Annotated in this window: 15 protein-coding genes; 9 read left to right on the forward strand and 6 right to left on the reverse strand. The window is 63.4% G+C overall.

The window, feature by feature from the left end; all coding sequences use genetic code 11:
* Positions 1-42: 42 nt before the first annotated feature.
* From RFM98_RS06315 to RFM98_RS06325, 3 genes are all read left to right on the forward strand, one after another.
* A complete protein-coding gene (locus RFM98_RS06315; RefSeq protein ID WP_320308032.1) occupies positions 43-846 on the forward strand; it encodes an FCD domain-containing protein in 804 nt (267 codons plus the stop codon).
* A 20-nt stretch (positions 847-866) separates the two neighbouring features.
* Positions 867-2,003 carry an alpha-hydroxy acid oxidase gene (locus tag RFM98_RS06320; protein WP_320308033.1) on the forward strand — a complete coding sequence of 379 codons (1,137 nt, stop codon included), beginning with the start codon at positions 867-869 and terminating at the stop codon, positions 2,001-2,003.
* 181 nt (positions 2,004-2,184) lie between these two features.
* Positions 2,185-2,952 carry a metallophosphoesterase gene (locus tag RFM98_RS06325; protein WP_320308034.1) on the forward strand — a complete coding sequence of 256 codons (768 nt, stop codon included), beginning with the start codon at positions 2,185-2,187 and terminating at the stop codon, positions 2,950-2,952.
* Positions 2,953-2,996: 44 nt separating this feature from the next.
* On the opposite strand, the gene RFM98_RS06330 is transcribed toward RFM98_RS06325, so the two are convergent.
* From RFM98_RS06330 to RFM98_RS06345, 4 genes are all read right to left on the reverse strand, one after another.
* Positions 2,997-3,128 carry a hypothetical protein gene (locus RFM98_RS06330; RefSeq protein ID WP_263498119.1) on the reverse strand — a complete coding sequence of 44 codons (132 nt, stop codon included), beginning with the start codon at positions 3,126-3,128 and terminating at the stop codon, positions 2,997-2,999.
* A gap of 276 nt (positions 3,129-3,404) precedes the next feature.
* The gene (locus tag RFM98_RS06335; protein ID WP_320308035.1) at positions 3,405-4,688 is read right to left on the reverse strand and encodes a methyltransferase family protein; all 1,284 of its coding nucleotides are present in this window, start codon (positions 4,686-4,688) and stop codon (positions 3,405-3,407) included.
* Positions 4,689-4,691: 3 nt separating this feature from the next.
* The gene (locus RFM98_RS06340) at positions 4,692-5,156 is read right to left on the reverse strand and encodes a hypothetical protein (protein ID WP_320308036.1); all 465 of its coding nucleotides are present in this window, start codon (positions 5,154-5,156) and stop codon (positions 4,692-4,694) included.
* 447 nt (positions 5,157-5,603) lie between these two features.
* Positions 5,604-6,302 (reverse strand): type 1 glutamine amidotransferase, encoded by a 699-nt coding sequence (locus RFM98_RS06345; protein ID WP_320308037.1) that lies wholly within the window; start codon positions 6,300-6,302, stop codon positions 5,604-5,606.
* A gap of 86 nt (positions 6,303-6,388) precedes the next feature.
* On the opposite strand from RFM98_RS06345, the gene RFM98_RS06350 reads away from it, so the two are divergent.
* Positions 6,389-7,024: a hypothetical protein gene (locus tag RFM98_RS06350; RefSeq protein WP_320308038.1), complete on the forward strand. Its 636-nt coding sequence runs from the start codon at positions 6,389-6,391 to the stop codon at positions 7,022-7,024.
* 6 nt (positions 7,025-7,030) lie between these two features.
* Here the strand turns inward: RFM98_RS06350 and RFM98_RS06355 are convergent, their stop codons facing one another.
* Positions 7,031-7,426 (reverse strand): GFA family protein, encoded by a 396-nt coding sequence (locus RFM98_RS06355; protein WP_320308039.1) that lies wholly within the window; start codon positions 7,424-7,426, stop codon positions 7,031-7,033.
* 130 nt (positions 7,427-7,556) lie between these two features.
* Between RFM98_RS06355 and RFM98_RS06360 the strand changes: the two genes are divergently transcribed.
* The 4 genes from RFM98_RS06360 to RFM98_RS06375 all read left to right on the forward strand — a co-directional run bounded on the left by RFM98_RS06360 (position 7,557) and on the right by RFM98_RS06375 (position 11,350).
* Positions 7,557-8,291, forward strand: coding sequence for a 16S rRNA (uracil(1498)-N(3))-methyltransferase (locus RFM98_RS06360; protein ID WP_320308147.1), 735 nt, complete (start codon positions 7,557-7,559; stop codon positions 8,289-8,291).
* A 205-nt stretch (positions 8,292-8,496) separates the two neighbouring features.
* Positions 8,497-9,870, forward strand: a complete 1,374-nt coding sequence (locus RFM98_RS06365; RefSeq protein ID WP_320308040.1) for a glutamate--cysteine ligase — start codon at positions 8,497-8,499, stop codon at positions 9,868-9,870.
* A 158-nt stretch (positions 9,871-10,028) separates the two neighbouring features.
* Positions 10,029-11,057, forward strand: a complete 1,029-nt coding sequence (locus tag RFM98_RS06370) for a DUF937 domain-containing protein (protein WP_320308041.1) — start codon at positions 10,029-10,031, stop codon at positions 11,055-11,057.
* Between the two features lie 14 nt (positions 11,058-11,071).
* Entirely contained in the window at positions 11,072-11,350 is a 279-nt protein-coding gene (locus tag RFM98_RS06375; RefSeq protein ID WP_320308042.1) for a hypothetical protein, read from the forward strand.
* Positions 11,351-11,502: 152 nt separating this feature from the next.
* On the opposite strand, the gene RFM98_RS06380 is transcribed toward RFM98_RS06375, so the two are convergent.
* On the reverse strand, positions 11,503-11,793 hold the full coding sequence (locus RFM98_RS06380; protein ID WP_320308043.1) for a DUF1127 domain-containing protein: 291 nt from the start codon (positions 11,791-11,793) through the stop codon (positions 11,503-11,505).
* Positions 11,794-12,030: 237 nt separating this feature from the next.
* Here RFM98_RS06380 and RFM98_RS06385 point away from each other — a divergent pair, with 237 nt between their 5' ends.
* Positions 12,031-12,987: a LysR substrate-binding domain-containing protein gene (locus RFM98_RS06385; RefSeq protein ID WP_320308044.1), complete on the forward strand. Its 957-nt coding sequence runs from the start codon at positions 12,031-12,033 to the stop codon at positions 12,985-12,987.
* Positions 12,988-13,022 lie beyond the last annotated feature (35 nt).

Raw genomic sequence — 13,022 nt, forward strand, 5'->3', positions numbered from 1 at the left:
TCTAATCTGGGCGACATCCGTTTCCTTCTCCAGGCGTCTCCATTGAGCGACATCTTCTCCAGGATCGAGCATTCGCGCACCGCCGACGAGGTGGTGCAGCAGATCGAGAGCCTGATCCTCGAAGGCGTGCTGCGCACCGGCGACCGGCTGCCCGGCGAGCGCGAGCTGGCGCGCCAGTTCGACGTGTCGCGGCCGATCCTGCGCGACGCGCTGAAGGCACTGGAGGGGCGCGGCCTGCTGACGACCAAGGCCGGTGGCGGCACGCATGTCGCCGACGTCATCGGCCAGCTCTTTACCAAGCCTGTGACGGACCTCATCTCCACGCACCGCAAGGCGGTGACCGACTATCTGGAGTACCGGCGCGAGATCGAGGCGGTGGCGGCCGAATACGCGGCGCGGCGGGCGACGCCGGAGGATCTCGCGCTGCTCGATCGCATCATGGCGCGCATGGACGAAGCGCACCGGACCGGCGATTTCGATGACGAGGCGGACATCGACGTCGAGTTCCATCACGCGGTCTGCGAATGCGCGCACAACATCATCCTTCTGCACACGCTGCGCTCCTGCTACCGGCTGCTGTCGGAAGGCGTGTTCCAGAACAGGCTTCTGGTGTTCGGCGTGCCCGGCGCGCGCGAGGCGCTGTTGCAGCAGCACCGCGCAATCCACGCCGCGATCAAGGAAGGCGATCCCATCTCGGCACGCAAGGCGGCGATGGACCACATCACTTATGTCGAGCGCTCGATGGCGGAAGCCGAGCGCAGCGGCGACTGGCAGCGTGTGTCCAGGTTGCGCCTCAGACAACGCTCGGACGCCGGCGATATCGAACCCACACCCAAACGCTCCTAGCCATCAGCGGGGAACCCATCATGAGCGAAATCCTTACCATCGCCGACCTCAAGGACCTGGCACGGCGCAAGGTGCCGAAGATGTTCTTCGACTATGCCGATTCCGGCGCCTGGACCGAGAGCACCTACCGGGCGAACGAAGAGGACTTCGCCAAGATAAAATTCCGCCAGCGCGTGCTGGTCGACATGAGCAACCGTTCGCTGGAATCGACCATGATCGGCCAGAAAGTGGCGATGCCGGTGGCGCTCGCACCGACCGGGCTTACCGGCATGCAGCATGCCGACGGCGAGATGCTGGCGGCACAGGCAGCTGAAGAGTTCGGGGTGCCGTTCACGCTCTCGACCATGAGCATTTGCTCGATCGAGGATGTCGCCTCGGTCACCAAGAAGCCGTTCTGGTTCCAGCTCTATGTGCTGCGCGACAAGGATTTCGTGCTCGACCTCATCGACCGGGCCAAAGCGGCGAAATGCTCCGCGCTGGTGCTGACGCTCGACTTGCAGATCCTGGGACAGCGCCACAAGGATGTGCGCAACGGTCTCTCGGCGCCGCCCAAGATGACGCTTGCCAACATCATTGACCTGGCCCTCAAGCCGCGCTGGTGCCTGGGGATCGCCGGCACCAAGCGCCGCACCTTCCGCAACATCGTCGGCCACGCCAAGGGTGTCGGCGACGTTTCTTCGCTGTCGTCCTGGACGACGGAGCAGTTCGATCCGCAGCTGTCATGGAAGGATGTCGCCTGGATCAAGGAGCGTTGGGGCGGAAAGCTGATCCTGAAGGGCATTCTCGACAAGGAAGATGCGCTGATGGCAGCGCAGACCGGCGCCGACGCGATCGTCGTTTCCAACCATGGCGGGCGGCAACTCGATGGCGCCGCCTCCTCGATTTCGGTGCTGGAAGAAATCGCCGATGCGGTCGGCGACAGGATCGAAGTCCATATGGACGGCGGCATCCGCTCGGGCCAGGACGTGCTCAAGGCGCTTTGCCTCGGCGCCAAGGGCACCTATATCGGCCGGCCCTTCCTCTATGGCCTCGGCGCCATGGGCAAGGACGGCGTCACCAAGGCGCTCGAAATCATCCGCAAGGAAATGGACATCACGCTGGCACTGTGCGGCAAGCGTCTCGTTACCGACATGGGCAAGGATCAACTGCGTCGCTAAGCGCGGCTAGCGCCTTGTCGCCGACACGGGCAAGGATCAGCGCCATCGCTAAGCGCGGCTAGCGCCTTGTCGCCGACACGGGCAAGGATCAGCGCCATCGCTAGGGCGTTGTTCATCGATTGGTCCTAGCTTGCCCCGACGATCAACACGAAAAGACCGGCAACACGAAAAGACAGGTTCCTTGACCGAGACCGGCATCCACTATCTCGACGCGCGCGGGCCGGACGGCATGCGGCTCTATGCCATTGGCGACGTGCATGGGCGCCACGACCTACTCGCCGCCATGCATCGGCACATCGAGAGCGAACTGGAATATGCGCCCGCGTCCGACTGGCGCATCATCCATCTCGGCGACTATGTCGACCGCGGACCGGACTCCAAAAGCGTCATCGATTTCCTGATCGAGGCCAAAAAGCGCGATCCGCGCAACATTATGCTCGCCGGCAATCACGATATCGGCATGCTCGAATTCCTTGCCGATGCCGAGCCGGACGGCCTGTTCATGAATTATGGCGGCGTCCAGACGGCGCAGTCCTATGGCGTGGATCTTACGCGGGACATGCATTGGTTCGGCAAGGCGGAGGCCATCGCGCCGGGACATATGGCCCTGGTGAAGGCGGTGCCGCGCAGCCATGTCGACTTCCTGCGCTCGCTGACGTTCTCGGTGACCTTCGGCGACTTCTTCTTCTGCCATGCCGGGGTAAGACCGGGCGTGCCGCTCGACCACCAGAACCAGCAAGACCTGATCTGGATCCGCGATGCCTTCCACGACCACTCAGGGCTTTTTTCCAAGGTGATCGTGCACGGGCATACGCCCGTTGCCGAAGCGGACGTGCAGGCCAATCGGGTCAATGTCGACACGCTTGCCTGGAAATCGGGAACGCTGAGCGCGCTTGCCGTCACCGGCGGCGACAAACGCATCCTGACCGTCCAGGGGAAAGCGCTTTAGAAGGCGCGATCCTGGCGCAGCCGTGCTTCCGATTTTATTGAGACTCAGTCGAGCGAGGCTGTGACGCCGTAGCCGTCGACGGCCCGGTGATTGGTCGCTGCATCGGCGGCATAGATACCCAGGCCGCAGAGCACGATGGCAGACAGCATGACAAAGGACAGGAGAGCTGCTTTCACGGACGTCATCTCTGGTTAAGCTTTCTGCATCTGGGCACGAGGCGGTTACCAATGCGTTGAAACGATAAAATGCGTCTCAATGTTTCGACGATTTCGCGCTTCTAAGCAGATTCTGTATCGCAGGTGTGTCGCTTGGATCACACAGAAGGTTCATGGCGGTTGCACCGACGATACAAGGCGCGCCCTCTTAGGCGAGCGGCCGGACACACACCAAGGAAGAAGAGGGTTTTCCCCAGACGGAACCGTGGGGGCGTGCCAATTATGCCACGCCTTGCGTCAAGCCGCCGTTTGGCTCCCAGGCGGGCTCCGCCGAATCCTCGCCCACAAACCGTGGCGGGCGATGAAAGCCTGGTATTCTCGATAGGCCGGATCGGCCGCAAGATGGCGCTCCTCAGTGACGGCGCGCAACCAGTAGACCGCGTTCACCCCGGCAAGCAGCAGGCATGACTGCAGGGCTGTCGTCCAACCCATCGTGCTCAGGAACGGCATCGAGATCATCCACCAGCCGATATTCTTGCAGAGATAGGCGGGATGCTTGACCAAGCGATACGGTCCGTTGGTGATGATGCCGCGATTGGTGAGGTTCGAGAACCGCAGGCCGAAGGAGACGGTCGCCCAGGCATAGACCAGGACCAGCGCCAGGATGATGCTGCCCCAGAGGCCGTAGAGCAGCGGGTATGGCTCGAGGAAACGGCCCCAATAGGCGCCGTCCTGATCATAGGCGAGATATTTGACCCCGACCGAGCTCCAGAACGGCGGATAGCAGAACAGGCAGACCACCCATCCGCTGACGGTGGGCTCGGTCGAGCGCATATGGCTGTCGGTCAGGCGCAAGGTAAGCGTGTAGGCGACGACCGCGAAAAGAACATCGACCAGATAGAGAAAGTCGATGCCGAAGGAAAAGAAATGCTCGAAATTGTCTATTCGGACCAGCGGTGAGCCTGCCCAGAGCGCGGCGAGATCATTGTTGGTGTAGACGAACATCAAGGGCAGGAAGAAGCCCTTGACGATCCAGCCTCGACCATGCGCGACAAGCATCGACCAGTCCCTTGGCCGATCGCAGGCGATGAGGTGGCCGAGCTCAGCATAGGCATCCTCGGGCTGGCGCTGCAGGCGGTCGACCAAGGCAACGTAGACAGGCGAAAGCAGCACCAGCGCAGGCAAGCCGTAGAGCGCCGCCTGTTTGAAGGGGTCGTAAAAGCTGTCGGCATAGACCGGCAGCAGCCAGTAAAGCGCGGCGACGGCACCGACAGTGAGCCATAGCCCGACCAACTTATGGAGAGTCCGCTTTACATCGAGCGGTCGCATCGGCGCGGCGGACAAGCCGGACGAGGCATTGAGATGCACCCGGTAGACCTGCAGATCGACCACCACCATGGCGAGTGCGACGACGGCAAGAACGGCGAGCGTCCTGACGTAATCCGGCTGCTGCCACCAACGCAGCGCGATGACCGCCGCGATCGCGGCGACAAGACCGGCGATGCCACTCCACGTCCCGGTAGCCGACCGCGGAGGCGCATCCGGAGCGCTCGATCGCAACGTTGTCAGATCGTGCAGCAAGGCTCAGCCGCTGGCGCCGCTGGTGCCGCCGGAAGTGCCGCCGCTCGTCCCGCCGGACGTGCCGCCGCTGGTGTTGTTGCCGCTCGTCCCCCCGCTGGTGCCGCCACTCGTTCCACCGGACGTGACGCCGCTGGTGCCACCGGAGGTGCCGCCGCTGGTGTTGTCGCCGCTCGTCCCGCCGCTGGTGCCGCCACTCGTCCCGCCGGACGTAATGCCGCTGGTGCCGCTGGACGTGCCGCCGCTGGTGTTGTCGCCGCTCGTCCCGCCGCTGGTGGCGCCACTCGTCCCGCCGGACGTAATGCCGCTGGTGCCACCGCTCGTCCCGCCGGACGTGCCGCCGCTGGTGATGCCAGAAGTGCCACTGCTGCTCGATCGGCCGTTGTTCTTCCTTGTCGAACGATCTGCGCCATTGCCGCCGCCGAACTGGCATCGACCGGGAGGCGCGCAACCGGAGGCCGGTTGGATCACAGGTGCTCCCGCCGCCGAGCTCATCAACTGCCGCAAATCGGTCGCGACGTGCGCGACCGCCGCGCAAGCACCACCGGCAACGAGCGCTGATCCGACGACAAACCCCACAAGCCGCATGAACAAGCCCCCTGCCACAAGAGCGACACCGGGCAATGCCAGGGGTCGGCCCGCGATGATCAAAAGATACTGGCCCGTTTGCCGAGGCCGGATATCTTCATGCCCTTAGCGCACGGGCTTCCGTGTGCTCGATTGAACCCGGCAACTAATGAAAGGCAGGATCACGGATTCCGCAGTCGTCATATGACGACTGCAGCGGGCTTTTTCACACCGGCCAAGTCTGGAGAGAGCCCTCTGTATACGACCAGCAACAAAGAGCTCCCCGCGAGCCTGTGCGGAGTCACGTCATTTGCGGCATGGGCCGATATGACGCCAGCCCGTTTCGAGCGCTCAGATCGTTGCCACCCAGGCGCGGGCTATCGCCAGGCCGGCGGCGTCGGCGTCGGGGCCGTTGCTGGCCAGTTCGTCGTCGAGCCGGTCGTTCCAGTCGGGATTGCGCTCGGCGATCGTTGCCGCGAACGAAGTGCTCCAGTCGCGCACCATCGGCGTATCCGCCTCGAAGTGGAACTGGAAGCCATAGACGGCGCGGCCGAGGCGGAAGGCCTGGTTTTCGGCGACCGCGCTGCCGGCCAGTCGCACGGCGTTCTCCGGCAGGCCGAACGTGTCGTCATGCCATTCGAAGATCGGGAATTTTTCGGGCAGCGCCGCCAGCACCGGGTCCGACTTCGCGTCCGGCGTCAGCGACACCTTGTGCCAGCCGAACTCGGTGGCGCCGCCGATCTGGTTCCTGGCGCCGAAGGCGCGCGCCAGAAGCTGGCTGCCGAGGCAGATGCCGAGCACCGAGCGATCCTTGTCGGCGAAATCGCGCGTCAGGTCGAGCAATGCGGGGAAGTAGGGGCAGATCTCGTCGTCGAGCGCGTTCTGGGCGCCGCCAAGCACCACGATGGCATCGTGCTCGGCGCTGTCGTCGGGCAAAGTCTCGCCGCGATAGGGCTTGCGCAGGTCGATATCGGCGCCGGCTTCCACAAGTGCTGCGCCGATCTGGCCAAGGCCCTCATTGTCGAAATTCTGGACGACCAAAACCCGCATCGAAAACCTGCTGACATGAAAACGCTGGGGCGAGCGATATCATGCGGTCCGTATTTCAGCCAAGATGCGGATCGAGAGAGAAAGCTATGCCACTGCAGAACCGGGTCGACCCCTTCGGCGCCATCCATGCCGTGCTGGAACGCGGCCAGTTCACTGGCAATCGCGGCATCATCCATGACCCTGAAACCAAGACGCTTTTGAAGAAGCGCTGGGCCTTGCCGGCCTGGATCATCTGCGTCTGCGAATTCCGCAATGTACGGCGCGAGCCGATGGGCCGCAATCGTTTCGGGGGCAAAGCCGGCTGGACCGAGCTGTTCTTCCTCGACGAGGTGACGGCTTTGGCCGCCGGCCACCGGCCCTGCTTCTTCTGCCGGCGCGAACGGGCAACCGACTTCGTCAGTCGTTTCGGCGAAGCGTTCGGCATTGCCGAGCCGCGCGCGCCGATGGTCGACAAGCGGTTGCACAAGGAGCGGCTGGCCTCGGGCGGACAAGGGGCAAGGCTCGATCCTGCGGCGCTTGCCACCCTGCCATGCGGCACAATGATCGCCGTGGGCAACAAATCCTACGCGCTACTTGACGGTTCAGCGCTGCCATGGAGCTTCGGCGGCTATCAACCGGCGATCCGGCTGGACGCGCCGCAACTGGCCAATCCAATCATGGTCACGCCACCGACAACCGTAGCCGTGCTCCGCGCCGGATATCGCCCTGTCTGGGCGGGCTGACCGCGGTTATTTCAAATCCGATTGCGACATGATCGGCACCGCCGGCAGATCGTAATAGTCTCCGGCCGATTCCGGATAGAGCTGTTGTTCCATCTTAAGACCGGTCTTGCCGTCGATGGTCCCGGCCCAGACAGATATGAAAGGACTGCCGAATCGGCGCCAGAACAGGTTACCGCCGCATACGGTACAGAAGCCTCGCTCGGCATGTTCGGACGATTTGAACCAACGCAATGTATCGCCCGTAATTGCCGCCTGCGCCTGTTCGACCTGAGTGGCTGCCGCGAAATGACCGCTGGCCTTCCTGCACTGGCTGCAGTGACAGGCGACGATCGGACGCAATGCGCCACGCAACTCGTACTGGATGGCGCCGCATAGGCAACTGCCGCGTGTAATCTTGCTCATTGATCCCTCGCAATTTCCCGGCTCTTAGCTTGTATGATCGCACGGCAAGCCGGCATTGGGGTTCCGACCTTTGCGTGTCGTCTTTTCCGTACGACTTGACGCCAGGGGGAGCCTCGCCCATTGCTCGGCCATGCGCGCCAACTACAAAATGCAGCGGCTGTTCGTACCGGACGACCTTGGACCCGGCCTCGAATTCGATGCCGGCCGGCAGCAAAGCCATTATCTCGCCCGTGTGCTGCGGCTCGGCGAAGGCGCCGCGGTCCTGCTTTTCAACGGACGCGACGGCGAATGGTCGGCTTCGATCGCCGCCCGGTCCAAGAAGTCGGTCCGGCTGCGGGTGCTGGAATTGCAGCGGCCGCAGCCGCCGCTGCCAGATCTCGTCTACTGCTTCGCGCCGCTCAAGCAGGGCCGGCTCGATTACCTTGTGCAAAAGGCAGTCGAGATGGGCGCCGGCATTATGCAACCGGTCATCACCCAACACACGCAGGTGGCAAAGCCCGGTATCGACCGGTTGCGCGCCAATGTCGTCGAAGCGGCCGAGCAATGCGGCATCCTGGCCGTACCTGATGTGCGCGAGGCGGAAAAGCTGGAGCGGCTGCTCGCCAACTGGGACAAGGGGCGGCGGCTGATCTTCTGCGACGAGGATGCCTCGACCAACAATCCGCTGCCGGCCTTGCAGGCGGTGAGGGAAAAGAAGCTGGCACTGCTGGTCGGCCCGGAAGGCGGCTTTTCCGACGACGAACGCAAGATGCTGAGGGCCCTGCCTTTCGTCACCGCCATCCCGCTCGGGCCGCGCATCCTGCGCGCCGACACGGCGGCAGTGGCGGCGCTGGCCGCGATCCAGGCGACGATCGGTGACTGGTGATCAAATCCTGTTGAGGCCTGGCTCAGGATTTTTTGCTTGATCGGCTCCTGACATTTCGTCCATCTAGCGCCGGCGGCCGTCCGGCCCCTGCAGCACCGAGCATGCTTTTCGACGCACGAAGGGCGCTGTAACATTTACGTATCTGTGCAGGATGCCTTGAGGAAGTCGATGCAGATTTCCGGGGCGATGCGCTCGGAGGGGCTTCATGGCGCGCGACACAAGTGATTTCCGGCCGATCGAAGGGGTCGATGAACTGGTCGGCTACCTGGCTGAAGGCAATAAGCCGCGCGACAAATGGCGCATCGGCACCGAGCACGAGAAGTTCCCCTTCTATGTCGACGGCAACGCGCCGGTGCCCTATGGCGGCGAGCGCGGCATCCGCGCCATCCTCGAAGGCATGCAGGAAAAGCTCGGCTGGGATCCTATCATGGATGCCGGCCGCATCATCGGCCTCGTCGAGCCGACGGGCCAAGGCGCGATCTCGCTGGAGCCCGGCGGCCAGTTTGAGCTTTCCGGCGCGCCGCTGGAGTCGATCCATCAGACCTGCCGCGAGGGCAACGCGCATCTGGCGCAGGTGCGCGAGATCGCCGAGCCGCTCGGCATCCGCTTCCTTGGTCTTGGCGGCAGCCCGAAATGGTCGCTGGCCGACACACCGAAAATGCCGAAGTCGCGCTACGAGATCATGACGCGCTACATGCCGAAGGTCGGCACCAAGGGCCTCGACATGATGTACCGCACCTGCACGATCCAGGTGAATCTCGACTTCGAGAGCGAGACCGACATGCGCCGCAAGATGCAGGTGTCGCTGAAGCTGCAGCCGCTGTCGACGGCGCTGTTTGCCAACTCGCCCTTCACCGAGAGCCGGCCGAACGGGCTGCAGAGCTGGCGCGGCGACATCTGGCGCGATACCGACAACCAGCGCTCCGGCATGCTCGAATTCTGCTTCTCACCGAATTTCGGTTTCGCCGACTATGTCGAATGGGCGCTCGACGTGCCGATGTATTTCGTCATCCGCGACGGCCACTATCATGACATGACGCACATCACCTTCCGCCAGTTCATGGCGGGTGCTGCTCGCAATGAAGTGCCTGATGGCCTGCCGACGATGGGCGACTGGGCAAATCATCTTTCGACCTTGTTCCCCGACGTGCGGTTGAAGCGCTTCCTTGAGATGCGCGGCGCCGACGGCGGGCCGTGGCGGCGCATCTGCGCCCTGCCGGCCTTCTGGGTCGGGTTGCTTTATGACGAGCAGGCGCTGGACGCCGCCGAGGCGCTGACCGCGAGTTGGACCTACGAAGAGGCGCTGGCGATGCGCAACGCCGTGCCGGAGCAAGGCATCGCGGCGCCGTTCCGCAACGCCACCTTGCGTGACGTCGCCCGCGACGTGCTCGCCATCTCGCGCACGGGCCTGAAGAATCGCGGCAAGAAGAACCGTGACGGTTATGACGAGACGTCGTTCCTCAACACGCTTGACGAGGTCGTGGCGCGGGGCACCACCAGTGCCGAGGAGATGCTGTCGGCCTATCACACGCGCTGGGGCGGCTCGATCGAGCCGGTGTTCATGGAATATGCCTATTAACCGTCCGGCATCCGCCTGGCGGTTGGTCAGCAAAAGCCGCTTCAATCCATGATAGAAAGTAGCTTTTGCTTTGGCGCATGATCCTCTCCGAAAATCGATTCCGATTTTCGGGGTCATGCGCTAGGCTCCCCCACGAGCACATCGCCGGAGGAGACCCTATGCCTTCCCTGTTCGACATTTTCACCCAGGCCCAGAACGGCGCCGGCATGCAGGCGCTGGCCCAGCAATACGGGCTTTCGATGCAGCAGACGCAGGCCGCGGTCCAGGCACTGCTACCCGCCTTCTCGCAAGGGCTGCAGCGCAATACCGCCGATCCTTACGGGATGGGCGCCTTCATGACGGCGATGGCGAGCGGCCAACACGCCAAGTATTTCGAGGACGCCACGAGGGCCTTTTCGCCGCAAGGCATCGATGAGGGCAACGGCATTCTCGGCCATCTGTTCGGCTCGAAAGACCTCTCGCGCGCCGTGGCGAGCCAGGCCGCGCAGGCGACAGGACTGAGCCAGCAGGTGCTGCAGCAGATGCTGCCGGCCATGGCCTCGATGATGATGGGCGGGCTGTTCAAGCAGACCAACAATCAACTGACTGGGGGGCAGATGCAGGCCGCCGGCGGCTTCGGCGGCGGCAACCCGCTCGGCGAAATCATCGAGCAGATGATGCGACAGGGCGGCCTCGCGCCGGCGCCGCAGACGCGCCAGGCGCCGCAGCCGGCGCCCAATCCCTATGGCGAGAACCCGCTCGGCAAGGTGCTGCAGGACATGTTCGGCGGTGGCGCGCCGCAGCCGCAAAGCCAGCCCCAGCAAGCGCCCAATCCTTACGGCGAGAACCCGCTCGGCAAGGTGCTGCAGGATATGTTCGGCGGCGGCACGCCGCAGCAGACGCAGCCGCAACCGACGCAAAGCCCCTATGGCGACAACCCGCTCGGCAAGATCTTCGAGGAGATGCTGCGCCAGGGCGGCGGCGGTTTCGGCCTGCCCGGCGGACAGCCGGCGCCGCAACCGCAACAGCGCCAACCGCAGCCGAGCGCGCCGCAACAGCCGCAGACCAATCCGAGCGGCCGGCCGCGAAACCCGTTCGACGACATTTTCGGCAAGATGTTCGAAACCGGCGCGCAGCAGCGCGACGAATATGAAAAGAACGTCGGGACGATCTTCGACCAGTTCAAGCGCGACATGGACCGGCGGTAAGTCCGGCAAAAAGCATGACTTCAGGTGAAATAGTCATCAACGGCTTGATGGGCGCAGCGCTGTTCGGCGTTGTCTACTCTGCTTATCGATATGACTTTCTCAACCCGAGTGAGGCACCCGGGTATAGAAATATTCGGGACGCATTGAAGTATGGCAAGCCGTTGTCGTCACAGTGGAAGCCCGTAGATGAGAGCAATCGCGTCGGCTATGGGATATTCGCCCTCTCCCTTTTGGCCTTCGGAGTTTTGCTTTTTGCCGGTGGACGGCTCGTCGAGCTTATCGATCGGTTTTAAGCAAAAAAATGCCCGGTCCTGGAGGAGGAACCGGGCAATGTGCAGGCGGGCCGGCGGGGAACCGGCAGGGAGTGTGGGAGCCTGCATGAAACTTGGTCGCGCCGAGCCGTGAAAAGGTTCAACGCGACCGAAAATCCAGGCGATGTGGCCGTTCAGGCGACCTGACGAGCAAGATCCTCGATCGTGTCGGCACGCTCGCTGGCGATGGCACGCAGCTTCACCGTCGGATCGCGGCCGAACGGCACGCCGATGGCGACATGAAGGTCGGCGCGGGTCAGGCCGATATCGGCAAGCTCGGCATCCGACATCTCGCCAAGGCGATAGAAGGCGCGGCGGTTTTTCCAGGCGCGGTAGCTGTTGGCGAGAGCATTGACCACAAGCGTCGCAACGGCCGGACGCGTGGTGATGCGCGGGGTCTGGGAGGCGAATTCGATCGTGGTCATGTCAGTCTCTCCTTCGGGAGTCGGGCGGACGAAACCCTGCAACCGGCGCCTTGGGAGAAGCGCCGTTCCGGTTTCCATTCATTGACGTGATGCATGCCGTTGTCCCCAAAACCGGGGACCACTTTCGGGCGACATGCACTGCTTTCATGTGGACGGTGGCAATTTGCCATCGCGCGATTGATTAATCCAACGAATGTTTTTAATCTGTAGCATCAACATCAATGATAGGTTGGACAGATGAAAGCGCCGCTCGATCTCGATCAGTTGCAGACCTTCATCTCGATTGCCGACACCGGCAGCTTCACCCGCGCGGCCGAAGAGGTGCACCGGACGCAGTCGGCGGTGTCGATGCAGATGCGCCGGCTCGAGGAGCGGATCGGCAAGCCGCTGTTCGAAAAGGACGGCCGCACCAACAAGCTGACCGAGGAAGGCGACAGGCTGCTTTCCTATGCGCGGCGGCTGATCTACCTCAACCGCGAGACCTTGGCCGCCTTCGACGACCAGCGGCTCGAAGGCACGATCCGCATCGGCACGCCGGACGACTATGCCGACCGCTTCCTGCCCGAGATCATGGCGCGCTTCTCGCGCTCCAACCCGCGCGTCGAGCTGACCGTCGTGTGCGAACCGACGCCGGGGCTGGTCGAGCATATCAAGCGCGGCAATCTCGACCTGGCGCTGGTGACGCACAACGACACGCGCGGCCAGTCAGAAGTGGTGCGGCGCGAGCCGCTTTTGTGGGTCACTTCGGCCAACCACGCCACGCATGAGCAGGAAATCCTGCCGATGGCCTTCGGCCGGCCGAACTGCATCTGGCGCCGCGCCGCGGTCGACGTGCTCGACCGGCAAAAGCGCGACTACCGCATCCTGTTTTCGAGCTTTTCGGCTACCGTCATCACCGCCGCCGTGCTTTCGGGCCTGGCTGTCTCGGTGCTGCCGGAATGCGCGCTTCGGCCCGGCATGCGCGTGCTTGGCGAAGCCGACGGCTTCGGCCAGTTGCCGGACTGCCGGATCGGCATCATGCGCGGCCAGACCTCGCAGCCGGAGATCGTCGACGCGCTCGCCCGTCACATCGCGGAGAGCCTCGACAATATCTCGGTGCCGATCAGCGAGGAGGCGGGAAGCTTCGACTTCGCCGCACTCGCCTTCGCCAAGATGAAGCGGGTCAAGGCAAACCAGATCATGCCTGGCTGGTAGGCAGGGGCAATTCCAGGAAAAGTGTCGAGCGGTTA

It is taken from the genome of Mesorhizobium australafricanum (genome assembly GCF_033977265.1).
Taxonomy (GTDB): Bacteria; Pseudomonadota; Alphaproteobacteria; order Rhizobiales; family Rhizobiaceae; genus Mesorhizobium; species Mesorhizobium australafricanum.